The sequence below is a fragment of the Pseudonocardia alni genome (assembly GCF_002813375.1).
GTDB classification, from domain to species: domain Bacteria; phylum Actinomycetota; class Actinomycetes; order Mycobacteriales; family Pseudonocardiaceae; genus Pseudonocardia; species Pseudonocardia alni.
In genome coordinates this window covers 2,882,813-2,904,269 of the sequence record NZ_PHUJ01000003.1, presented here as the reverse complement: position 1 = coordinate 2,904,269, position 21,457 = coordinate 2,882,813, and the positions used below count along the sequence as shown (strand labels likewise).

At 73.2% G+C, this 21,457-nt stretch carries 22 protein-coding genes; 13 read left to right on the top strand and 9 right to left on the bottom strand.

Features of this window, described 5'->3' with window-relative positions:
- Positions 1–123: 123 nt before the first annotated feature.
- The gene (locus ATL51_RS14390; RefSeq protein WP_301549026.1) at positions 124–1,545 is read right to left on the bottom strand and encodes a helix-turn-helix domain-containing protein; all 1,422 of its coding nucleotides are present in this window, start codon (positions 1,543–1,545) and stop codon (positions 124–126) included.
- A 170-nt stretch (positions 1,546–1,715) separates the two neighbouring features.
- Here ATL51_RS14390 and ATL51_RS14385 point away from each other — a divergent pair, with 170 nt between their 5' ends.
- The 3 genes from ATL51_RS14385 to ATL51_RS14375 are packed head-to-tail and all read left to right on the top strand — an operon-like array spanning position 1,716 to position 4,470.
- A complete protein-coding gene (locus ATL51_RS14385) occupies positions 1,716–2,732 on the top strand; it encodes an amidohydrolase family protein (protein ID WP_073576701.1) in 1,017 nt (338 codons plus the stop codon).
- Complete coding sequence (locus ATL51_RS14380) at positions 2,729–3,448, top strand: iron-sulfur cluster assembly protein (protein ID WP_073576700.1); 720 nt, start codon at positions 2,729–2,731, stop codon at positions 3,446–3,448. The genes ATL51_RS14385 and ATL51_RS14380 overlap by 4 nt, the downstream gene beginning before the upstream one ends.
- Positions 3,445–4,470 (top strand): NAD(P)-dependent alcohol dehydrogenase, encoded by a 1,026-nt coding sequence (locus ATL51_RS14375; RefSeq protein WP_100878881.1) that lies wholly within the window; start codon positions 3,445–3,447, stop codon positions 4,468–4,470. Before ATL51_RS14380 ends, ATL51_RS14375 begins: the two co-directional genes overlap by 4 nt.
- Positions 4,471–4,555: 85 nt before the next feature.
- Here the strand turns inward: ATL51_RS14375 and ATL51_RS14370 are convergent, their stop codons facing one another.
- Entirely contained in the window at positions 4,556–5,017 is a 462-nt protein-coding gene (locus tag ATL51_RS14370; RefSeq protein ID WP_073576698.1) for a MarR family winged helix-turn-helix transcriptional regulator, read from the bottom strand.
- Positions 5,018–5,116: 99 nt separating this feature from the next.
- On the opposite strand from ATL51_RS14370, the gene ATL51_RS14365 reads away from it, so the two are divergent.
- Genes ATL51_RS14365 through ATL51_RS14355 form a run of 3 tightly spaced genes read left to right on the top strand, consistent with a single transcriptional unit; the run spans position 5,117 to position 7,370 of the window.
- A complete protein-coding gene (locus ATL51_RS14365; protein ID WP_100878880.1) occupies positions 5,117–6,244 on the top strand; it encodes an LLM class flavin-dependent oxidoreductase in 1,128 nt (375 codons plus the stop codon).
- The gene (locus ATL51_RS14360; protein WP_073576696.1) at positions 6,244–6,855 is read left to right on the top strand and encodes a CE1759 family FMN reductase; all 612 of its coding nucleotides are present in this window, start codon (positions 6,244–6,246) and stop codon (positions 6,853–6,855) included. Before ATL51_RS14365 ends, ATL51_RS14360 begins: the two co-directional genes overlap by 1 nt.
- A 5-nt stretch (positions 6,856–6,860) precedes the next feature.
- Positions 6,861–7,370, top strand: a complete 510-nt coding sequence (locus tag ATL51_RS14355; RefSeq protein WP_100878879.1) for a VOC family protein — start codon at positions 6,861–6,863, stop codon at positions 7,368–7,370.
- Positions 7,371–7,379: 9 nt separating this feature from the next.
- On the opposite strand, the gene ATL51_RS14350 is transcribed toward ATL51_RS14355, so the two are convergent.
- Positions 7,380–7,964 carry a hypothetical protein gene (locus ATL51_RS14350; RefSeq protein WP_100878878.1) on the bottom strand — a complete coding sequence of 195 codons (585 nt, stop codon included), beginning with the start codon at positions 7,962–7,964 and terminating at the stop codon, positions 7,380–7,382.
- A gap of 103 nt (positions 7,965–8,067) precedes the next feature.
- Between ATL51_RS14350 and ATL51_RS14345 the strand changes: the two genes are divergently transcribed.
- Positions 8,068–10,377, top strand: coding sequence for an alpha-amylase family protein (locus ATL51_RS14345; protein WP_208622986.1), 2,310 nt, complete (start codon positions 8,068–8,070; stop codon positions 10,375–10,377).
- A 16-nt stretch (positions 10,378–10,393) separates the two neighbouring features.
- Here the strand turns inward: ATL51_RS14345 and ATL51_RS14340 are convergent, their stop codons facing one another.
- The 4 genes from ATL51_RS14340 to ATL51_RS14325 all read right to left on the bottom strand — a co-directional run bounded on the left by ATL51_RS14340 (position 10,394) and on the right by ATL51_RS14325 (position 15,272).
- Complete coding sequence (locus tag ATL51_RS14340) at positions 10,394–11,500, bottom strand: hypothetical protein (protein ID WP_100878877.1); 1,107 nt, start codon at positions 11,498–11,500, stop codon at positions 10,394–10,396.
- Positions 11,501–11,620: 120 nt separating this feature from the next.
- Positions 11,621–12,595 carry an NAD-dependent epimerase/dehydratase family protein gene (locus ATL51_RS14335; protein ID WP_100878876.1) on the bottom strand — a complete coding sequence of 325 codons (975 nt, stop codon included), beginning with the start codon at positions 12,593–12,595 and terminating at the stop codon, positions 11,621–11,623.
- A gap of 17 nt (positions 12,596–12,612) precedes the next feature.
- Positions 12,613–14,403: a choline/carnitine O-acyltransferase gene (locus ATL51_RS14330; protein ID WP_100878875.1), complete on the bottom strand. Its 1,791-nt coding sequence runs from the start codon at positions 14,401–14,403 to the stop codon at positions 12,613–12,615.
- Positions 14,403–15,272: a HalD/BesD family halogenase gene (locus ATL51_RS14325; RefSeq protein ID WP_100878874.1), complete on the bottom strand. Its 870-nt coding sequence runs from the start codon at positions 15,270–15,272 to the stop codon at positions 14,403–14,405. Before ATL51_RS14325 ends, ATL51_RS14330 begins: the two co-directional genes overlap by 1 nt.
- Before the next feature lie 195 nt (positions 15,273–15,467).
- Here ATL51_RS14325 and tatA point away from each other — a divergent pair, with 195 nt between their 5' ends.
- Entirely contained in the window at positions 15,468–15,749 is a 282-nt protein-coding gene (gene tatA, locus ATL51_RS14320) for a Sec-independent protein translocase subunit TatA (RefSeq protein WP_100878873.1), read from the top strand.
- A 20-nt stretch (positions 15,750–15,769) separates the two neighbouring features.
- Positions 15,770–16,510 carry an SDR family oxidoreductase gene (locus ATL51_RS14315; protein ID WP_100878872.1) on the top strand — a complete coding sequence of 247 codons (741 nt, stop codon included), beginning with the start codon at positions 15,770–15,772 and terminating at the stop codon, positions 16,508–16,510.
- A gap of 112 nt (positions 16,511–16,622) precedes the next feature.
- Here the strand turns inward: ATL51_RS14315 and ATL51_RS14310 are convergent, their stop codons facing one another.
- Positions 16,623–16,931, bottom strand: coding sequence for a hypothetical protein (locus ATL51_RS14310; RefSeq protein ID WP_157818361.1), 309 nt, complete (start codon positions 16,929–16,931; stop codon positions 16,623–16,625).
- 325 nt (positions 16,932–17,256) lie between these two features.
- Here ATL51_RS14310 and ectA point away from each other — a divergent pair, with 325 nt between their 5' ends.
- The 4 genes from ectA to thpD all read left to right on the top strand — a co-directional run bounded on the left by ectA (position 17,257) and on the right by thpD (position 20,558).
- Complete coding sequence (ectA, locus tag ATL51_RS14305) at positions 17,257–17,847, top strand: diaminobutyrate acetyltransferase (RefSeq protein WP_100878870.1); 591 nt, start codon at positions 17,257–17,259, stop codon at positions 17,845–17,847.
- The gene (ectB, locus tag ATL51_RS14300) at positions 17,844–19,097 is read left to right on the top strand and encodes a diaminobutyrate--2-oxoglutarate transaminase (protein WP_100878869.1); all 1,254 of its coding nucleotides are present in this window, start codon (positions 17,844–17,846) and stop codon (positions 19,095–19,097) included. Before ectA ends, ectB begins: the two co-directional genes overlap by 4 nt.
- A 9-nt stretch (positions 19,098–19,106) precedes the next feature.
- Complete coding sequence (locus tag ATL51_RS14295; protein ID WP_062398314.1) at positions 19,107–19,502, top strand: ectoine synthase; 396 nt, start codon at positions 19,107–19,109, stop codon at positions 19,500–19,502.
- A 129-nt stretch (positions 19,503–19,631) separates the two neighbouring features.
- Entirely contained in the window at positions 19,632–20,558 is a 927-nt protein-coding gene (gene thpD / locus ATL51_RS14290; protein WP_100878868.1) for an ectoine hydroxylase, read from the top strand.
- A gap of 10 nt (positions 20,559–20,568) precedes the next feature.
- On the opposite strand, the gene ATL51_RS14285 is transcribed toward thpD, so the two are convergent.
- A complete protein-coding gene (locus tag ATL51_RS14285; RefSeq protein ID WP_100880712.1) occupies positions 20,569–21,357 on the bottom strand; it encodes an SGNH/GDSL hydrolase family protein in 789 nt (262 codons plus the stop codon).
- Between the last annotated feature and the right edge of the window lie 100 nt (positions 21,358–21,457).

The following is a 21,457-nucleotide window of genomic DNA, read 5'->3' as shown; positions in this document are numbered from 1 at the left end:
TGGTGCAGGTCGGGACGGACGGCGGGTGGGCATCCGTTCATCGGGCCGGGGACTCCCGGATCGCGCGGTCGTCGTCGGCGACGAGGACCGTCTGCGGCACGGCACCGATGATGCCGCAGCCGCTCAGCGCGGGGTGGTGATCCCGTACCGCTGCACCCGCCGGTACGCCGTCGCCCGGCTGATCCCGAGCGTCTCGGCGGCCCGGGTGACGCTCATGCCGTGCTCGGTGAGACAGCGGACCAGCTCGTCGCGTTCCAGCGACTCGATGCGGGTCAGCGATCCGGATCGGGTGGCGAGCAGCTCCGGGGGCAGGTGCCGGACGTCGACGAGGCTGCTGCGGGCCGAGGCGTCGCGCACGGTGCGGCGCAGCTGCTCGACGTTGCCCGGCCAGGAGTAGGTGCGCAGGGCGCGGGCGGCGGCGTCGGTGAAGGCCACCCCGTCGCGGGCGAAGTGCGCGGCCAGCACCGGTACGTCCTCGGGACGGTGCCGCAGCGCCGGCACCTCCACGACGACGTCGAGCAGCCCCGAGAGTGCGTCCGGAACCCCGTCGACGCCGCCGGCGGTGACGGCCAACGTCGCCCCCGGCAGCGACCGCACCAGCGCGGCCAGCCGGGTCGCGACGGGCGTGGGCAGCTCGTGCACCCGGCCCGCGATCACCGCGGTGTCGTCCTTGCCCAGCTCCGGGGACCACAGCGACAGCCAGGACACCGCGTCCTCGGCGGCCGGCGGACGGGCGTGCAGCACGCGGTGCCGCGGGCGGACGGTGCGCAGGGCCGCGGCGAGCAGCGCGGACTTGCCGGCGCCGGGCTCGCCGACCACCCCGACCCGGGCGCCGTCGCGCAGCGCGTCGCGGACCTCGTCGAGCGCGGCGGCCCAGGCCGGGCCGAGCGCCGCGGTCCCGCCGACGGGCTGCGGGGCGACCCGGAAGACCTCGCCGCGCGGCGCGCGCCGGGGGCTCGCGCCGCGCCCGTGCGCCAGCATCAGCGCGGACGTCTGCCCGGCCGCGGTGCGCGCCAGCGCGAGCAGCAGCCCGTCGGAGCGCTGCGACCAGGTGGTGAGGTTGATGCTGCCGAGCAGCGATCCGTCGACCGGGTCGAGGACGGGCGCGGCGGCGCAGGTGTAGCCCCACAGCCCGGTGCAGTAGTGCTCGTCGCCGCGGACCAGCGAGGGGACCCGGTCGGCCAGGGCCAGCCCGAGCCCGGTGGTCCCGGCCTCCCGCTCGCCGAAGGCGAACCCGGGGGCGAGGTAGGTGCGGTCCAGCGCGTCGGTCAGGCCGCGCTCGTCGCAGAGCCGGGAGACGACGATGCCGTCGGCGTCGGTCAGCATCAGCGAGATCGGCTCGCCCGGCAGGCCCTCGTGCAGCCCGGCGAGCACCTCGCCGCCGCACCGGGCGAACAGCGAGCCGTCGTCGACGGCGCCGGTGAACGCCGGGTCGACCGCCTCGGTGGGGGCGCCGTAGGTCTCGCTGCGCGCCCAGGACGCCGAGATCCGGGCCGGAGCCAGTGACTGCCCCATCGCGCGTACCTCCTCGTACCTGCTGCTCACGACCGTGTCATATCCGCGACGCCGTCGCGACGCCGTCTCGTCTCAGGTTGAGACGGTGATCACGACCGCCGGGGCGCCGTCGTTCCTACCTTCGGCCCTCGACGCGGGATCCCCACCGGCCCGCGCAGTCGCGGGGTGCCCACCACCTCGCCGCGACCGAGAGGACAACGATGTACTCGAAGAACGGCGAATCCTATTTCATCGTGGACGCCCACGTGGCGCTGTGGGACGCACGCCCGGAGAACCAGCGCAACATCCACGGCAAGCAGTTCATCGACTGCTTCTACGACTACCACCGCAACCTGAGCCCCGAGTCCGAGGTCTGGCCCTACGAGGACTACCTCTACCAGGGCGGCGAGCGGCTGATGAAGGACCTGTTCACCGACGGCCACGTCGACCATGCCGTCTTCCAGCCCGCCTACCTGGGCGAGTTCTACGACAACGGGTTCGGCCAGACCGAGGAGGCCTTCGCCCTCGCCCAGGCCCACCCGGACAAGCTGACCTACAACCACCACTGGGACCCCCGCAACGGCGAGCAGGGCCTGCGGCAGCTGCGCGAGGACGCGAAGCGCTTCGGCCTGAAGGGCGCGAAGCTCTACACCGCGGAGTGGCACGGTGAGTCCCGCGGCTGGAAGCTCGACGACCACTGGTCCTACAAGTACCTCGAGGCGGCCCAGGAGCTGGGCATCCGCAACATCCACATCCACAAGGGCCCCACCATCCGCCCGCTGGACCGCGACGCGTTCGACGTCGCCGACGTGGACAAGGTCGCCACCGACTTCACCGATCTGAACTTCGTCGTCGAGCACTGCGGCCTGCCGCGCCTCGAGGACTTCTGCTGGATCGCCACCCAGGAGCCGAACGTGCACGCCGGCCTGGCCGTCGCGATGCCGTTCATCCACACCCGGCCCAAGTACTTCGGCCAGATCATCGGCGAGCTCCTGTACTGGCTGGGCGAGGACCGCATCCAGTTCTCCAGCGACTACGCGATCTGGACCCCGCGCTGGCTGGTCGAGCGCTTCGTCGACTTCGAGATCCCGGACGAGCTGTCCGAGTACGCGCCGCTGACCACCGCCCAGAAGAAGAAGATCCTGGGTCTCAACGCCGCGGCGATGTACGACATCGAGGTCCCCGCCGAGCTGCAGCTGCGCGACGAGACCCCGACCGAGGTCCCGGTGGCCTCGTGAGCGCCCCCGCCCTCGCCCGCACCTCGCGTACGGACCAGGCGTTCCGGGCGCTCGACGCCGTCGTCGACCCCGAGCTGGACGAGCCGATCACCGACCTGGAGTTCGTCCGTTCCCTCGACGTCGACGGCGACCGGGTCACCGTGCACCTGCGCCTGCCCACCGCGTTCTGCGCGCCGAACTTCGCCTACCTGATGTGCTCGGACGCGAAGGACGTGCTCACCGCGCTGGACTGGACCGGCGAGGTCGTGGTCGAGCTCGACGACCACCACGACTCCGACCTCATCAACGCCGGGCTGGCCGCCGACGCCGGCTACAAGGGCACCTTCCGGCACGAGGCCGAGTCCGACCTCGACGAGCTGCGCGAGACCTTCCGGCGCAAGGCGCACACCGCCGCGATGGAGCGCTCGCTCACCGGGCTGCTGCGGGTCGACCCGGACCGGACGCCCGAGTCGCTGCACGGCGTCACCCTGGCCGACCTGCCCGCGGGCCCGGCCACCGACGCCCTGCTGCGCCGCCGCGCGGCGATCGGCCTGCCCACCGGCGGCGACCGGCCGGTCCTGGTCGGCCACGACGGCGTCCCGTACCCGGCCGAGCAGGTCCCGCTGAAGCTGCGGATGGCCCGCTCGGTGCGGATCTCCATCGAGGGCAACGCCCACTTCTGCCGCGGGCTCCTGAAGACCCGCTACCCCGAGTCCGTGAAGGGATCCGTGTCGTGAGAGCAGTACAGGTGGTCGGCTACCACCGGCCGATGGAGCTGACCGAGGTCCCGAAGCCGGAGGTCGTCGACCCGTTCGACGTCGTCGTCCGGATCGGCGGGGCCGGGGTCTGCCGCACCGACCTGCACGTCCTCGAGGGGCAGTGGGCGGAGAAGTCCCAGGTGACGCTGCCCTACACGATCGGCCACGAGAACGCGGGCTGGGTCGAGTCCGTGGGGTCGGCCGTGACCCACGTCCGTGAGGGCGACGGCGTCATCCTGCACCCGCTCGCCACCTGCGGCCTGTGCCGCGCCTGCCGCTCCGGCGACGACGTGCACTGCACCGCCTCGGCGTTCCCGGGCATCGACACCCACGGCGGCTACGCCGAGTACCTGCGCACCTCGGCGCGCAGCGTCGTCAAGCTGGACCCGTCGCTGCAGCCCGCCGACGTCGCCGCCCTCGCCGACGCCGGTCTCACCGCCTACCACGCCGCGGCCAAGGCCTCACGCCGGCTGGGTCCGCGCGACACCTGCGTCGTCATCGGGGCGGGCGGGCTCGGCCACATCGGCATCCAGGTGCTGAAGGCGCTGACCCCGGCCCGGCTGGTCGTGCTCGACCGCAACCCGGACGCGGTGAAGCTGGCGCTGGAGATCGGCGCCGACGACGGGATCGTCGCCGACGGCGGGCAGGTCGACGAGGTCCTGTCGCTCACCGGCGGGAACGGCGCCGAGGCCGTCATCGACTTCGTCGGCGAGGGCGGCTCCACCGCCCAGGGCCTGGCGATGACCCGGCGCGCCGGGGACTACCACGTGGTCGGCTACGGCGAGAACGTCGACGTCCCGACGATCGATCTGATCTCGGCCGAGGTGAACGTGGTCGGCAACCTGGTCGGGTCCTACAACGATCTCTGCGACCTGATGGAGCTGGCCGCCCGCGGCCGGGTCACCCTGCACACCAGCACCTACGCCCTGGACGAATTCCAGTCCGCGCTCGACGACCTCGACGCCGGGAAGGTCAGGGGCCGCGCCATCCTGGTGCCCTGACCTGCTGTTCTGATCGCGGTCCCGCTCACGACGGCCCGTACCGGCGACGCCCGGTGCGGGCCGTCGCGCGTTCCGCGGAACGCGGTCAGCGGGGGTCGCGACCGTCGAGCCGGGCCTGCACGGCCGCGGTGATCCGGGTCAGGGCGGCCACGTCGTCGTCGGAGAGGGCGTCGAAGACCAGCTCCCGCACGGTCTCCACGTGCCCCGGTGCCGCGGCCTCGATCGCCGCGCGGCCCTGCTCGGTGAGCACGACGTAGTTGCCGCGGCCGTCGTCGTCGCACTCCTCGCGGGCGACGAGGCCGCGTTTCTGCATCCGGGCCAGGTGGTGGGAGAGCCTGCTCTTCTCCCACTCCAGCAGCGTCGCCAGCTCCAGCACCCGGCACCGCTCGTCGGGCCGGTCGGTCAGGGCCACCAGCACGTCGAAGTCGGTGAGCGAGAGCCCCGACCCGGTCTGCAGCCGCCGGTGCAGCTCGCCCTGCAGGCGTGCCTGCATCCGGAGCAGCCCTCGCCAGGCCACCTGCTCGCGCTCGTCCAGCCACCGTGTCACGGCACCATCGTAGCGGAATAGTTGACTCATCATCTATGTTGCCGCAGGATGTAGATGACGGATCAACCAATGAGCCGTCGACGAGCAGAGGAGGAAGTCGTGCAGTTCGGAGTCTTCACGGTCAGCGACGTCACGCCGGACCCGACGACCGGCCGCACGCCGACCGAGGCCCAGCGGATCCAGGACGTCCTGACCATCGCGAAGCACGCGGAGCAGGTCGGTCTCGACGTCTTCGCGATCGGCGAGCACCACAACCCGCCGTTCTTCTCCTCGTCGCCGACCACCACGCTCGGCTACCTCGCCGGCGTCACCGAGACCCTGCAGCTGTCGACCTCGACCACGCTGATCACCACGAACGACCCGGTGAAGATCGCCGAGGACTTCGCGATGCTGCAGCACGTGGCGGGCGGCCGCGTCGACCTCATGCTCGGCCGCGGCAACACCGGCCCGGTCTACCCGTGGTTCGGCCAGGACATCCGGCAGGGCCTGAACCTGGCGGTCGAGAACTACGCGCTGCTGCGCAAGCTGTGGGACACCGAGGTCGTCGACTGGGAGGGGCACTTCCGTACCCCGCTGCAGGGCTTCACCTCGACCCCGCGCCCGCTCGACGGCGTCGCGCCGTTCGTGTGGCACGGCTCGATCCGCAGCCCCGAGATCGCCGAGCAGGCCGCCTACTACGGCGACGGCTTCTTCCACAACCACATCTTCTGGCCGGCGTCGCACACGAAGCGGATGGTCGAGTTCTACCGCACGCGCTGGGAGCACCACGGTCACGGACCGGCCGACCGCGCCATCGTCGGCCTCGGTGGGCAGGTGTTCATGCGCCGCAACAGCCAGGACGCGGTGCGCGAGTTCCGGCCGTACTTCGACAACGCCCCGGTCTACGGGCACGGGCCCTCGCTGGAGGACTTCACCCGCGAGACCCCGCTGACCGTCGGCAGCCCGCAGCAGGTCATCGAGCGGACGCTGGGCTTCCGCGACTACGTCGGTGACTACCAGCGCCAGCTGTTCCTCATCGACCACGCCGGCCTGCCGCTGAAGACCGTGCTGGAGCAGCTCGACCTGCTGGGCGAGGAGGTCGTGCCGGTGCTGCGCAAGGAGTTCGCCGCGCTGCGCGCGCCGGGCGTCCCGGACGCGCCGACCCACGCCTCGCTGGTCGCCGCCCGCGACGCCGCGGGCACCGGCAGCACCGACAGCACCGGGACGCAGGAGAAGGAGGTCGCGTGATGACCACCCGCAGGATCGTCGTGCTCAGCGCCGGGCTGTCGACGCCGTCGTCGACCCGGCTGCTGGCCGACCGCCTCGCCGCCGCGGTCACGGCCGCACTGGCCGACCGGGGCGAGCGGGCCGAGGTGCAGGTCGTGGAGCTGCGCGAGCACGCCCGCGACCTCGCCGACCACCTGGTCGCCGGCTTCCCGAACACCGCGCTGGCGCCGGTGCTGGAGTCGGTGGCCGCGGCGGACGCCGTCGTCGCCGTGACGCCGATCTTCTCGGCGTCCTACAGCGGGCTGTTCAAGACCTTCGTCGACGTCCTGGACCGCGACGCACTCACCGGCACCCCGGTGCTGCTCGCCGCGACCGGCGGCACGGCGCGGCACTCGCTGGCCCTGGAGCACGCGATGCGCCCGCTGTTCGCGTACCTGCGGGCCGCGACGGTCCCGACCGCGGTGTTCGCCGCACCCGAGGACTGGGGCGCGACCGAGGTGGGCACCACACTGGACGGCCGTGTCGGGCGCGCCGCGGGCGAGCTGGCCGACGCCGTCGCGGCCCGGCCGCCGGCCACCCGCACCGACCTGTTCGCCGACGTCCCCGACTTCACCTCACTGCTGAAGGGCTGACCGCCATGACCGACACCGGCACCCCCACCGACACCACCGCCCTCGACGCCGCCCGCGACCGGATCCGTTCCGCCCACCTGAAGCCGGCGGGGGAGCGGCCGGCCTCGACCGCCCGCGGCCTGCACCACACCGCCCTGGTGAGCTCGGACGTCGAGCGGACCGTGCGCTTCTACCAGGACGTCCTCGGCTTCCCGCTCACCGAGCTGATCGAGAACCGGGACTACCCGGGGTCCTCGCACTTCTTCTTCGACATCGGCAACGGGAACCTGCTCGCGTTCTTCGACTTCCCGGGCCTCGACGTCGGCCCCTACGCCGAGGTCCTCGGCGGGCTGCACCACATGGCGATCAGCGTCGAGCCGCAGCGGTGGGACGAGCTCGTCGCGCGGCTCGCCGAGGCCGGGGTGGAGCACGAGGTGCACTCCGGTGTCTCGGTCTACTTCCGCGACCCCGACGGTGCGCGCATCGAGCTCATCGCCGACCCGCTGGGGGAGATGTACGGCCAGCACGTGCTGTGAGCGGGGTGCTCACCGGCGGACGCTGACGTGGACGTGGTCGTAGTGCCCGCCGGTGGCGTCCTCCGGGTCGTACACCCCGCCGCCGTCGTAGGGCCGGCCCCAGTTCTCCCGGCCCTCCCCGGAGTCCCCGGTGCCGCGGTACCAGATCCGGCCCTGCCAGATCACGTAGCGGACCCGCAGCTCGGCGGCGTTGTCGCGCGCCCAGTTCGCGACCGCCCAGCCGTCCTCCAGGTCCTGCCCGGCGGGGAACTCGCCGTAGCGGGCGGGGAACGCGTCGCACGCCCGGCCCGCGGGGTGGTCGCTCGACGGGTTCCACGCGTGCTCCGACCAGCACGTGACCGCCCGCACCGGCGCCCCCGGACCCGGCTCGCCGAACCGCCCGACGAGGGCGTCGTGCAGGCGCAGCGCGGACGGGGTGAGACAGCCCGACGTCGTCGGGTCCGGCTGGTCGCACTGCTCCGGCGGCGGCGGGTCGACCAGCTCGCGCAGGTCGTCGGGGGTGAACCCGCGGCTTCCGGCGAACCAGGCCAGACCGCCGACGAGCAGGGCCAGCACGAGGAGCACGCCCAGCACCGGGGCGACGCGGGTCTTCACGGGGGCTTCGTCCGTTCTGTCGGAGTGCCTCCCACGGTACGGCGAGGAGTCCGGTGCCCGTCGACGGTCGACACCGCGACACCGCCCGCGAGGGGGCACCGTCGTGACCACGGATCTGCTGGACCGCCCGGACGCCCGCATCACCTTCGACGTCCGTGGCACCGGCCCGCTGCTCGTGCTCGTCGGCTCGCCGATGGGTGCCGAGGGCTTCGGCCCGCTCGCCGACGCGATGGCCGCCGACCACACCGTCGTGACGTTCGACCCGCGCGGCACCGGCCGCAGCCCCACCGACGACCCGGACGCCGACTCCACCGTCGCGCTGCGGGCGGCCCGGCCGGTTCCGTCGCCCGGCTGCGGCAGGTGCCGGCGCGCACCTGACAGCGGCGGCGCCGTTCGGCAGGATGGCGCGGTGATCAGCACGACCGCTGCGGGCGACGCCGTCCGCGCCCGGCCCGACTCGGAGCGTCGCCGCCGGGCCCGGGCCGCCCTGCACGACCTGCTCCCGCAGCTGTCCCGGGAGGCGGTCGCCGCGCTCGGCGCGGTCGAGGCGGCGGGGTTCCTCGCCCGCACCGAACGTTGGTACGCCGATGCGCACCTGCCGCTGGAGGCCCTCTACGGCGCCGTCGCCGACCCGGGCGGGCTGACCGCCCGGCTGGTGCGCGCCGCGCTGGCCGCCGCGGCCGCCCGCCCGCAGGCGCTGCGCGAGCTCGACCGCCGCCGCGAGGTCGACGGCGACTGGTTCCAGGACCCCCGCACCGTCGGCTACGTCGCCTACACCGACCGCTTCGCGGGCACCCTGCGCGGCATCCGCACCCGCCTGGACCACCTGTCCGACCTGGGCGTGCGGTACCTGCACCTGATGCCGCTGCTCAGGCCGCGCGACGGCGAGAACGACGGCGGCTACGCCGTCGCCGACTACACCGCCGTCGACCCGCGGCTGGGCACGATGGACGACCTGGAGTCCCTCGCCGGGGCGCTGCGCGAGCGCGGCATGAGCCTGTGCGTGGACCTCGTCCTCAACCACACCGCCGCCGAGCACCCGTGGGCGCGCGGCTGGCTCGCCGGCGACCCGCGCTACGCCGGCTTCTACACCGCCTACCCGGACCGGGAGATGCCCGACGCCTGGGAGGCGACGATCCCCGACGTCTTCCCCGACCGCGCCCCCGGATCGTTCAGCTGGGTGCCCGGGGCGAACGGCGGCGACGGCGGCTGGGTGTGGACGACGTTCTGGGACTACCAGTGGGACCTGGACTGGACCTGTCCCGAGGTGTTCGCCGCGATGCTCGGCACCGTGTTCACCCTGGCCGGGCGCGGGGTCGAGGTCCTGCGGATGGACGCGGCACCGTTCCTCGGCAAGCGGCTCGGCACGAACTGCCAGAACCAGCCCGAGGCCCACGACGTGCTGCAGGCGCTGCACGCGCTCACCCGGATCGCGGCCCCGGCCGTGGTCTTCAAGGCGGAGGCGATCGTCGCGCCCGACGACCTCGTCGGCTACCTCGGCGCGCACGACCGCTACCGCCCCGAGTGCGAGCTGGCCTACCACAACCAGCTCATGGTGATGGTGTGGTCGAGCCTGGCCACCCGCGACGCCCGCCTCGCCGCGCACGCGCTGCGCCGCATGACCCCCGCCCCGCCGACGACGGCGTGGGCGACCTACGTCCGCTGCCACGACGACATCGGCTGGGCCGTCTCCGACGTCGACGCCGCCGCCGTCGGCTGGGACGGCCCGTCGCACCGGCGGTTCCTCAACGACTTCTTCGCCGGACGCTTCCCGGGCAGCTTCGCCCGCGGCGCCCTGTTCCAGGAGGACCCGGACACCGGGGACGCCCGCATCTCCGGCAGCGCCGCCGCGCTCTGCGGCATCGACGACGCCCGCGCCCGCCACGACCCCGCCGCCCTCGACGCGGGAGTGCGACGCCTGCTGCTCGCGCACGCCGTCGTCTACGGCTGGGGCGGCATCCCCCTGCTCTACATGGGCGACGAGCTGGCCCTGGCCAACGACACCGGCTACCGCGCCGACCCCGAGCGCGCCGCGGACAACCGCTGGATGCACCGGCCCCCGATGGACGAGGCCGCGTTCGCCCGCCGCTACGACCCGGACACCGTCGAGGGGCGGGTGTTCGGTGCGCTGACCGGGTTCGCCGCGGTGCGGGCCGAGCTGCCCGCGCTGCACGCGTCGGCGCCGGTGGAGGTGCCCGTGCTCGACGACCCGGCGGTGCTCGGGTGGACGCGGCGGCACCCGCGCGGCGGCCGCTTCGTCGGGCTGGTCAACGTCGCCGACCGGCCCGCCTCGGTCGACGCCGCCCTGGTCACCGGCCTGGACACGGTGCTGTCCTCGGACGGGCCGGTCCGCACCGAGGGCGGGCGGGCCCACCTCCCGCCGCTGTCCTGGGCGTGGCTCGCGGAGCCGTGAGCCACGCCCGGCGCCCTCACCAGCTCCCGAACGGCGTGCCGCCCCCGAACAGCGGTGACGTGCCCAGCGCCGAGCGCAACTCCAGGTACACCACGAGCCCGTAGACCACCCCGGCCAGGAAGACCAGGCAGGACAGCGACACCAGCACGTAGGTGAGGACCCGCAGCACGGTGAGCGCGGTCGGGTCCTTCGCGACCCGCACCGGCGCGGCGGCCGTGGCGGGGGCGGCCGCGCGTGGCGTCGTGGTCACCGGCCCGGTCGCCTCGACGGCCGGTGCGGCCGCCGCCGTGTCGGCGGACCGTCCGGTCGCACCGAACCGGGCCGCGGCGGCCTCGGCCACCGTCGCCGGACGACGGCCGCCGGACTCCGACGGCGGACGCGGCGCGGGCACCGCCCCGGCGCCGGTCCCGACGGCGGAGCGCTCGACGACCGCGGTCCCGCCGCCCTCGCCGTACCCGGGCCGTTCGTGCCCGGCCCGGTCGTCGCCGGAGTCGTGGCCGGACGTGGCGGCGGCGAGCGGCCCGGCCCCGACGACCTCGTCCCGGGGCAGGTCCTCGTGGTCCGCGACGTGGTCCGGGTCGTCGTACGGGACGGCCGGGCGGACCGGCTCGTCCTCCTCCGGGGCCCGCGCGCGCCCGTACCCGGAGCCGGTGGGGCGGGGGTAGGGCGGGCCGCCGTCGATCGCGGTCCCGCCGCGGGACCCGGGGTCGCCGTACTCGCCGTAGGCGGCCCGGGTCGGGGTGACCGGCTCCTCGGACTGGCGGTGCGCGGCCCGGCCGTACGGGCCGTACCCGCCGTCGTCGAGGTCGTCGCCGCCCGGCTGCGACCCGCCCGCCGGCACGGGGGCGCCGTAGCCCTCGTAGCGCATCGGTGCGGCGTACCCGCCCCGCCCCACGGTCGGCTGCGGACCGGTCCCGCCGTACAGCTCGCCGAAGCCCTCCGGGTCGGTGGGCGTCGCCCGCTCCACCGGCCGCGACGGCCGCAGGTCCGGGTAGCCGCCCTGGTAGGAGTCCTCGGGGAACTCGTGGTCGTCGAACCCGTGCCGCGGTCGCGGCGACGGCCGGGCGCGGTCGGCGTCGGCACCGCGCGGGCCGGGGCTGGGTCGGTGCTGCGGGCCGGTCATGGCAGGACCTCCGGGGTACGGCGTCACGGTCGGCGACACGTGCTGTGTCACCTCTACCGCCGGTCGTACCCACGGCGTTAGCCCTGACGACCTACAGTCACCCGGTCCGGCGAGGTGAAATCACCGGGTGTACACCCCGGTCGGGGAATCGTGGTACCCCTTCGCCCCGACGGCGTCGGCCAGCGGGCTGCGCGGCGGCCCGCCGTCACGCACCCGCGCGACGACGGCGTCGACGTCCCAGACCGGGGTCCAGCCGAGCTCGGCGACCGCCCGGCCCGGGCAGTACACCCGGTCCACCGGCGGGACCGGCCGGCCGCGGTCGGCCAGCAGCGCGGCCAGCGCCGGGGCCCGCCGCTCCAGCACCGCGGCCGGGTCGCGGCCCAGCTCGGCGAGATCGGACCGGTGGAACGGCGGCGGTGCGCTGACCACGTAGCGGGCGAACCCGAGCCCGGGCGCCCGCCGGGCCGCGGCCAGGTGCGCGGACACGACGTCGGCGACGTCGACCCGCCGGTGGCAGAACTCCACCAGCTTGAGCGTGGTGTCGTCGTGGGCGGCGCGGACCTCGTCGCGGTCGTCGGCCTCGGGGAAGAACCGCGAGGTCCGCAGCACCACCACCGGCAGCCCCGGGTCCAGCGCGGCCAGCTCGCACAGGTCCTCGGCGGCGGTCTTGGTGGCGCCGTAGACGTTGCGGACCCGGGGCACCACGGTCTCGTCGATCCAGGTCGCGGGCCCGCCCGGCACCGGGGTCAGCGCGCGGCCGAAGGCGCTGGTCGAAGACGTGAACACCACGCCCTGCACCCCCGCCGCGGCGGACTCCTCCAGCACCGCGAGGGTGCCCGACACGTTCGTGCCGACGAAGTCCTGCCTGCTGTGCGAGCCGACGTGCGGCTTGTGCAGCGTCGCGGTGTGCAGCACGTGGCTGACCCCGCGCAGCGCCGACCGCAGGGCGTCGCGGTCGGTCAGCGACGCGATGACCGCGGTCCACGGCGAGGGCCGCCGGTCCAGACCGACGACGGGCACCCCGTCGCCGGCCAGCGTGCGGACCAGCGCCTCACCGAGGTGGCCGGAACTGCCGGTGACGAGGACGCGCTCCATCCCACCAGTGAACCCGCTCAGGCAAGCAGGTTCCGCAGCTCGGTCACCGCCGTCCGCAGCTCCCGGGCGAAGGCGTGCATCCCCTCGGCCTGGTCGGCCGGCGTGGACAGGTGCACGTGGAAGCGGTCGGGCAGCAGCACGTAGGCCACCCCGATGCAGCGCGAGCTGGTCGAGCCGAACCCGAAGTACCGGATGTTGTCCGACGGCGCGGAGCTGGTCGACAGCCAGTCGTCGCGCATGATCGTCCAGCCGGGGGAGTCGAACACCGCGAGCTGCTCGGTGACGCCCAGCTCCGCCCCGCGACGGCGCCGGATCCAGTCCAGCTCCCACAGGTGCTGCTCGGGCGCGTCGCCCTGCTGGCACTGCTTCGCGCGGGCGCCGTGCGCCGCGGCGGCGGCCCGGAAGGTGTCGACCTTGTCGGCGTCGGAGGCCTGCGGGTCCCCCATGGTGTCGACGAAGGTCACCATCTCCGGCGTGATCACCCGCATCGCCTCGGTGCGTCCACGCCGGAACTGCCGGGTCGCGATCGACTCGTAGGTGGCCCCGGTGACGCCCTTCGCCCGCCGGTGCGCGACCTGGTAGCAGGCCTGCACGAAGGCGTCCGGGGAGCACTTCAGAGCCTTCGCGTCGCGTGCGCCGAAGTCGTCGAAGGCGACGAGCTCGGTGGCGGTGGCGTCGAGGAACGCGGAGAACTCGTCGTGCGCGCGGGCCACGGTGGCGCGCAGGTCGTCGTCGAGGACGAACCGCAGCTCGGCGTGCGACGGGACGCCCTGCGGGCGGGCCCCGATCCGCTCGGCGTGCACCTGCAGCGGGTCGGCGAACATCGCGTCGACCAGGGTGAGGACGGTGGTGCCGTCGAGCTCGCAGTGCTCGATGTTGACCCCGGCGGTGCCGTCGGCGAGCACGACGATCGACAGCGCCTTGTCGAACCACCGGTCACCGGCGTCCCCGGCCAGCAGGGTCCGCGCGGCGGACTCCTCGTCGGCGGGGTCGGTCTCGTCGAGACAGATCGCGAGCAGCGCCCGCTCCACGAGGTCGACGGCCTCGGCGTTGGCCGGGTCCAGCCCGGTCAGCCGGTCCCGCACCGCGGCCCACTCGGCGCGGGCCAGGGTGGTCAGCGCGCCGACCGCGTCACCGGTGGCGGCCCGCTCGGGGTGGGACTCCCGGATCTCCCGCAGGGCGCCGGCGATCTCCTCGGCGGGGTGCGCGGCGCCGTCGGCGCCGACCACGTCGAGGCGGTGGATCCGGCCACGGTGCAGCACCACGACGTGCCGCTCGGTGGACGGGCCCGGCCAGTCGTCGCTGTAGGGGGTGCGGACGGTGTCCTGGGGGTCGCCCGGGATGCGGGTGGTGGAGAAGATGTGGCGGCTCTGGTCCATCGACTGCGCCACGTCGCGGTTGACCAGCGGCGGGAACGTCCCGGCGTCGAGTTCGGTCTTGTGCCCGAGGGCGGCGACGGTGAGCTGCGCGGCCCGCTCGCACGGGTCCGTGGTCGATCCCGGCCCGAACAGGAAGAAGAAGTTCGCGTTGAGCGCGATCCGGTCGCGCCGGCCCAGGTAGCGCGACGGCCAGAACGCGTCCAGCCAGCTGTGGGCACGGGCGTCGAAGCGCTCGAGATCGGCCTGGAGCACCGACGCGGGGCCGCCCTCGGCGAGCAGCTCTCGGGCGGCGGACTCGGTGCGGGCGTACTCGTCGGGGGTGAGCAGCGGCGCGCACCACTCGAGGAAGCGGTCGACCGAGGCGGACAGGGTCGGGAGCGGCACCTTCGGCAGGTCGTCGTCGGCCGCGAACGTGGTGGTCACGGCCATCAGTCCAGCAGCCCGTCGACACGCACGGCGCGCGACCCCCCGTGTTCGGACAGTGTCCTGCCGAACAGCTGGCGGGTGCGGACCGCGCTGCCGACCACCCCGGTGCGCGTGCTGTAGGAGAAGATCGCCGTGTGCCGGGCGGTGTCGCCGCGCACCTCGGTCACCCGGTGCAGCGAGTACCGGCCGCGGAACAGCTGCAGGTCGCCGGGACGCAGCACCAGCCGTCGGACGCGGTCGCCGCCCCTGCCGTGCAGGACCTCGGCGACGTCGGCGGTGTTCTCCGAGGAGGAGCTGCGGATGTCCGGGCAGTACTCGAAGACCCCGCCGGCCTCCGGCGCGCGGGTGAGCAGGCTGATCGCGATCTCGTTGGTGTCGAAGTGCCAGGGGTGCGACCGGCCGTCGCCGACGACGTTCAGGCACAGCCCGGCCAGTGGGTCGGCCAGCTCGTGCAGCTCGGGTACGCCGGTGCAGGCGGCGAGGAAGGCGCGGAAGGCGGGCTGCGGGTACAGGCGGTGGATCACCGCGGCCGCCGGGATCCGGTCGCGGGCGACGAAGGCGTTGCCCCGCTCCATCGGCACCCGCGCCGGGTGGTCGGCGGGCAGCGAGGGGTCGGGGTCGGTGTTGTAGACGTTGACCACGGCGGTCTCGTAGTGCGCCAGCGGAGCGACCGCCTCGCCCTCGGTCCGCAGCCGGTCCCGCCACGACGCCCGGACGAACCCGGGGAGCACCGCGCAGCCGTCGGCGGCGAGCTGGGCGCGGGCCCGGCGCACCGCGTCCTCCCACCCGGACGAGCCCGGTTCGTGCACCGGATAGCGGGTCAGGTCGACCGGGTCGAGCTCCTGCGGGGCCGCGAGTGCGGTCGGCTGCACGGATCAGCTCCTTCGTCCCCGGGCAGCGCCGGTGCCGCCCACGGTGTCACCGTCATCCAAACCCGTTCGAGGTCGCCGGATCAACGGTGAGTGACCGAGCGATCAGTTTCCGTGTGCCGTGGGAGGCTGTTCTTGCGCGGGAGAACCCCGGCGGAGGATGGTTCGTTGATCCGGTCGACGAGCGAGGAGGCTGTCATGGGCGCTATGAGCCCCACCCACTGGTTGATCGTGCTGGTCGTGCTGGTCCTGCTCTTCGGCGCGAAGAAGCTGCCGGAGATGGCGCGGTCGGTCGGCCGGTCCAGCCGGATCCTGAAGAGCGAGATGCGCGGCCTGCGCGACGACGAGCGCCCCGGGGAGATCGGCCCCGGCGGCGCCCCCCGTGCCGACACCGAGGTCCGTGACCCCGGTACCCGGCAGCCGGGGACGCCGGAGGGCACCGCTCGTCCGGAGCCCGGTCCCGAGGCCCACCGGGCCTGACACCGCAGGACGGACGACGCATGACGGTGCTCGTGACGGGGGCCAGCCGCGGGGTCGGCGCGGCCACCGCCCGGCTGCTGGCTGCCCGCGGCCAGGACGTCCTCGTCGGGCACCGGGCCTCACCGCAGGACGCCGCGGCCGTCGTCGCGGAGTGCCGGGCGGCCGGGGTGCACGCCGACGCGGTCGCAGCGGACGTCACCCGCACCGAGGGCGTCGAGCGCCTGTTCGACGCTGCGGCGGCCATGCCCTCGCCGCTGACGGGCGTGGTCGCGAACGCCGGCGGAGCTCCCTCGCGGCAGCGTCTCGAGGACATGAGCGACGCCCGGATCGACGAGGTCGTCGCGCTCAACCTGCGCGCGGCCCTGCTCTGCTCACGCGAGGCGGTGCACCGCATGTCGACCCGCTACGGCGGGGCGGGTGGTGTGCTCGTGCACGTCAGCTCCCGCGCGGCGGTGCTGGGCTCGCCCGACGAGTGGAACGACTACGCGGCGGCGAAGGCCGGGGTGGAGGCGCTCGTCGTCGGGCTCGCGAAGGAGGTCGCCGCGGACGGGATCCGGGTGGCGGCCGTACGACCGGGCCTGCTCGACACCGACTTCCACGCCCGGGCCGGTGAGCCGGGGCGGATCGAGCGGATGGCGCCGTCGATCCCGATGGGCCGTGCCGGCCACCCCGACGAGGTGGCGACGGCGATCGCCTGGCTCCTGTCGGACGAGGCCAGTTACGTCACCGGCGCCGTGCTGGACGTGTCCGGCGGGCGCTGATCCGCCGGCGGGACCGGACCGGTGGCAGGCGAGGGAGCCACCGGCGCGGGTCGGGGCCCGGCCGGCGGTGGGGGAACGGACCGGCTGTGTGGTCGGCGGTCGGCGGCGGCGCTCAGGAGGCGGCGCGGGCCGAGCGCCCGAAACCGATCCGTCCGCGGCGGCGGGCGCGGCGCCCGGCCCCGGAGGTCTCGGCACACAGCAGGCAGCCGTCCCCGGGTGGGGAGGCCAGCGACGCCGGCAGCACCACGTGCCCGCAGAGCGCGGTGCAGTGTCCGGTTCCGGCGGTGAGCGAGTCGGCCAGCACCGCCTGCGCCACGACGTGGCTGCGGCTGTCGCGGGCGCAGGTGACCGTGACGGTCTGCTCCTCGTCCGGCGCGGTCACCACGGCCACGGGGCGCGTACTGGCGGGTGTCACCGACACGGCAGCTCCTCCGGGCACGATTCGACGGAATAACCATCCTCACCCCGCAGCGGTGCAGATGCAAGTGCATCCGCACGATTGGCCGAACGTGCGGGCGGGTGGTCGCGGAGCGTGGCGAGGGCCACGTCCGTGCCCCCGACGGGTCCGGCCGGTCCGTTCCGGGACCCGCCGGACGGCCGGTGATCACGGTGTCTTCCTGGGCGGACACCCGGTCGCATGGTTCCGGATCATCCTGTGGCACCGGTCACGTCGATCGTGGCGTCGAGGTCGGCCGCCGGTCGTCAGCGGCTGCGACCCGCGCCGGGCGGCACTAACCTTGCCAGCCATGACCGCTCCCGAACAGGCTCCTCCTCGGGCGTCCACGGCTCCGGACGGGGACGCCGCGACCGGCGCGCCCGCCCCGGCGGCCGACGCCGACGGTGACCATTCGTACGAGATCGGCTCCCCGGTCCCGGCCGACGGGGTGGACATGTGGCGGCTGGCGGTGGAGGCGCGGACGCTGGACGCGAACTCCCGCTACGCCTACGTCCTGTGGTGCCGCGACTTCGCGCGCACCTCGGTCATCGCCCGGCGCGACGATGGCCGCGCCGTCGGCTACGTGACCGGCTACCTGCGCCCCGAGAACGGCGCCCTGCTCATCTGGCAGGTGTGCGTCGATCCGGTGGCACGCGGTGCGGGGCTCGCCGGCCGGATGCTGGACGCCGTCTGGGACCAGGCGGGCGCCGAGCGGATGGAGACCACCATCACGCCGGACAACGCCTCCTCGATCCGCCTGTTCACGAAGTTCGCGGAGCGCCACGACATGACGATCGAGCGGGAGGACCTCTTCGGTCCGGACCTGCTCGGTGACGAGCACGAGCCGGAGAACCTCTATCTCATCGGCCCGATCGCAGCAGACAAGGGTGGGAACACATGACCGTTTTCGAGGATCTCGAGTCCCAGGTCCGGAGCTACTGCCGCAACTGGCCCGTCGTCTTCGACACGGCGAAGGGCAGCCGTCTGACCGACGTCGACGGCCACTCCTACCTCGACTTCTTCGGTGGCGCAGGAGCCCTGAACTACGGGCACAACCCCGAGGTGCTCAAGAAGCCGCTGATCGAGTACCTGACCCGTGACGGCATCACCCACGGGCTGGACATGTACACCTCGGCCAAGGGCGAGTTCCTGACCACGTTCGAGGACGTCATCCTCAAGCCGCGTGGCCTGGAGTACAAGGTGCAGTTCCCCGGCCCGACCGGCGCCAACGCCGTCGAGTCGGCGCTGAAGCTCGCGCGCAAGATCAGCGGCCGGGAGGCGCTGATCAACTTCACGAACGCCTTCCACGGCATGACACTGGGCGCCCTGTCGGTCACCGGCAACTCGATGAAGCGCGGCGGTGCCGGCATCCCGCTGGTCCACTCGACGCCGATGCCGTTCGACAACTACTTCGACGGCAAGATGCCCGACTTCCTGTGGTTCGAGAAGGTCCTCGACGACACCGGCTCCAGCCTCAACGAGCCGGCCGCGGTGATCGTCGAGACCGTGCAGGGCGAGGGCGGCCTCAACCCGGCGCGCATCGAGTGGCTGCAGGGTCTGCGGGACCTGTGCACCCGCAAGGGCATCCTGATGATCGTCGACGACGTGCAGATGGGCTGCGGCCGGACCGGCCCGTTCTTCTCCTTCGAGATCGCGGGCATCGAGCCCGACATCGTCACGATCTCGAAGTCCATCTCCGGCTACGGCCTCCCGATGGCGCTCGTGCTGATCAAGCCCGAGTACGACCAGTGGGGCCCGGGCGAGCACAACGGCACCTTCCGCGGCAACAACCCCGCGTTCGTCACCGCCACGCACACGCTGCGCAACTGGTGGACCGACGACACGCTGGAGAAGGAGACGCTGCGCAAGGGTGAGAAGGTCGAGGAGGCCTTCAACAAGATCATCGGTGACAACCAGGGCACCGAGATGTTCACCAAGGGTCGTGGGATGGCGCGGGGCATCCAGTTCGAGGGGGAGGGGTTCGCCGAGAAGGTGGCCTCGAAGGCCTTCGAGCAGCGGCTGCTGCTGGAGACCGCCGGTCCGAACGACGAGGTGCTCAAGCTCCTGGCGCCGCTCACGACCACCGACGACGAACTCGACGAAGGTCTTGCGATCATCGGCGAGTCCGTCAAGACCGTCATCGGGAGCTGATCCACAACCATGATCGTCCGCACCATCGACGAGATCACCGACACCGAGCGTGACGTGGTCTCCGAGGACCAGCAGTGGCGCAGCAAGCGCATCGTCCTGGCCAACGACAAGGTGGGGTTCTCGGTCCACGAGACCACGCTGAAGGCCGGGACGATCAACGACTTCTGGTACGCGAACCACATCGAGGCCGTCTTCATCACCTCCGGTGAGGGCGAGCTGTACGACAAGGACAACGACGTCACGTACCAGCTCAAGCCGGGCTCGATCTACGTGCTGAACGGCAACGAGAAGCACCAGCTCCGCCCGAAGACCGAGATCACCTGCGTGTGCGTGTTCAACCCGCCGGTGACCGGTCGTGAGGTGCACGACGAGAACGGCGTGTACCCGCTGGTCACGGAGGACTGAGGGCTCCGTACCGGGATCGACACCGCGAGGGGTGTTTCCGCTGTGTGACAGCGGGAACGCCCCTCGCGGTCGTTCACACGACGTCCATCCGAAGGGACACCGAACCCACAGCGACTCACAGGAGGGTCCATGACCGCACTGGTCGGTAACGACGAACCGCGTCTCGTGCGTGCAGCCGGGGACCGCTACCCGACGCGCGTCTCGAACACCCCCGCCTTCATCGACCGCGCCGAGCCCACCGTGTGGGGCTCGAGGGCGAGCACCGGCATGTTCGGCGCCCAGGAACTGGAGGCGCACGAGCGCGACGGCTTCGTGCAGGTGCCGGGGCTGCTGACGGCCGACGAGATCGTGGAGTACCAGGCCGAGCTGGACCGGCTCGCCCACGATCCCGAGGTCCGCGCCGACGAGCGCTGCATCGTCGAGAAGTCCTCGGACGAGGTCCGCTCGATCTTCGAGGTCCACCGGATGTCCGAGGCGATCGGCCGGCTGGTGCGCGACGAGCGGGTGCTCTCCCGGGCCCGCCAGATCCTCGGCTCCGACGTGTACGTGCACCAGAGCCGGATCAACTACAAGCCCGGGCTCGGTGGCGGGGGGTTCTTCTGGCACTCCGACTTCGAGACCTGGCACGCCGAGGACGGGATGCCCGGCCCGCGTGCGGTCAGCTGCTCGATCTCGCTGACCGACAACCACCCGTTCAACGGCTGCCTGATGATCATGCCGGGGTCGCACCGGACCTTCGTGTCGTGTGTCGGGGAGACCCCGGAGGACTACCACCTGACGTCGCTGAAGGAGCAGGAGATCGGCACCCCGGACGCGGAGTCCATCTCGAAGCTGGCCCAGCGGCACGGCATCGAGATGATGACCGGCGAGGCGGGCGGCGCCACGTTCTTCGACTCCAACTGCATGCACGGGTCGGGCGACAACATCACCCCGTACCCGCGGTCGAACATCTTCCTGGTGTTCAACAGCGTCGAGAACGAATGCGTGGCGCCGTTCTCGGCCCCGCGGCCACGTCCGTCCCACATCGCGGCCCGGGACCGGTCCCCGGTCCGCTGAGCGTCCGCGCTCAGGCGTCCTGGAGGGGTAAGAGCTCCGGGCGCTTGGGCCGGTAGCCGTCCCACGTGTGCGTGCCGCGCAGCCGCTTGCGCAGGTACGGCATCACGTGGTGGGTGACCCACCGCAGGTCCTCGGCCTGGCGCGCGGTCCAGGGGGTCGGCCCGCCCTCGGGCTCCGGCCACGGCCCGCGCCAGTCCGGGGCCTGCTCGCCGAGGGTCTCCAGCACCCGCCAGGCGACCCGTTCGTGCGCGTGCGGGACCAGGTGCAGCCGGTCCGGCCCCCAGGCCCGGGGGTCGGCGAGGCACTCCATCGCCCACAGGTCGACGACGCGGCAGCCGTGCCGTTCGGCGGCGGCCCGCATGTCCTCGTTGTAGCAGGCGATCCGGCCGCGCAGCCTGCGGATGAACGGGTGCATCCGGCGCAGGTCGAAGCCGGTGAAGATGAGCACCTCGGCGCCGGTTGCGACCAGCCTGCCGAGCGCGGCGTCGAAGCGGGCGGCGAGGTCGTCGACGTCGCACGACCAGCCGATGATGTCGTTGCCGCCCGCGCAGAAGGTGATCAGGTCGGGGCGCATCCGTTCGGCGACCGGGAGTTGCTCGGCGACGATCTCGTCGAGGATCTTCCCGCGCACGGCGAGGTTGGCGTAGCCGAAGCCCGGGCGGCGGTGGGCGAGGGTCTCGGCGACGCGGTCGGCCCAGCCGCGGGCCCGGCCGTCGGGGGTGAGGTCGTCGAGCCCCTCGGTGAAACTGTCGCCGATCGCGACGTAGCTCCGGTGCTGTGCGTGCGTCTGCTGGTGCATCGGCACGGCCCCCTCTCGTCCCCGGTCCTCCGCGTGCCTTGTCTGTTGTTCACCGCAACGATGTCCGATGTTACGCCGATGATCACCCTGTTCCGGGCTG

Coding starts and splice junctions, on each gene's coding strand:
- ATL51_RS14340 (WP_100878877.1), bottom strand. CDS start 11,500: ATGACCGGCCCGCAGCACCGACCCAGCCCCGGCCCGCGCGGTGCCGAC.
- ATL51_RS14315 (WP_100878872.1), top strand. CDS start 15,770: ATGACGGTGCTCGTGACGGGGGCCAGCCGCGGGGTCGGCGCGGCCACC.
- tatA (WP_100878873.1), top strand. CDS start 15,468: ATGGGCGCTATGAGCCCCACCCACTGGTTGATCGTGCTGGTCGTGCTG.
- ATL51_RS14285 (WP_100880712.1), bottom strand. CDS start 21,357: ATGCACCAGCAGACGCACGCACAGCACCGGAGCTACGTCGCGATCGGC.
- ATL51_RS14360 (WP_073576696.1), top strand. CDS start 6,244: ATGACCACCCGCAGGATCGTCGTGCTCAGCGCCGGGCTGTCGACGCCG.
- ATL51_RS14355 (WP_100878879.1), top strand. CDS start 6,861: ATGACCGACACCGGCACCCCCACCGACACCACCGCCCTCGACGCCGCC.
- ATL51_RS14385 (WP_073576701.1), top strand. CDS start 1,716: ATGTACTCGAAGAACGGCGAATCCTATTTCATCGTGGACGCCCACGTG.
- ectB (WP_100878869.1), top strand. CDS start 17,844: ATGACCGTTTTCGAGGATCTCGAGTCCCAGGTCCGGAGCTACTGCCGC.
- thpD (WP_100878868.1), top strand. CDS start 19,632: ATGACCGCACTGGTCGGTAACGACGAACCGCGTCTCGTGCGTGCAGCC.
- ATL51_RS14295 (WP_062398314.1), top strand. CDS start 19,107: ATGATCGTCCGCACCATCGACGAGATCACCGACACCGAGCGTGACGTG.
- ectA (WP_100878870.1), top strand. CDS start 17,257: ATGACCGCTCCCGAACAGGCTCCTCCTCGGGCGTCCACGGCTCCGGAC.
- ATL51_RS14335 (WP_100878876.1), bottom strand. CDS start 12,595: ATGGAGCGCGTCCTCGTCACCGGCAGTTCCGGCCACCTCGGTGAGGCG.
- ATL51_RS14330 (WP_100878875.1), bottom strand. CDS start 14,403: ATGGCCGTGACCACCACGTTCGCGGCCGACGACGACCTGCCGAAGGTG.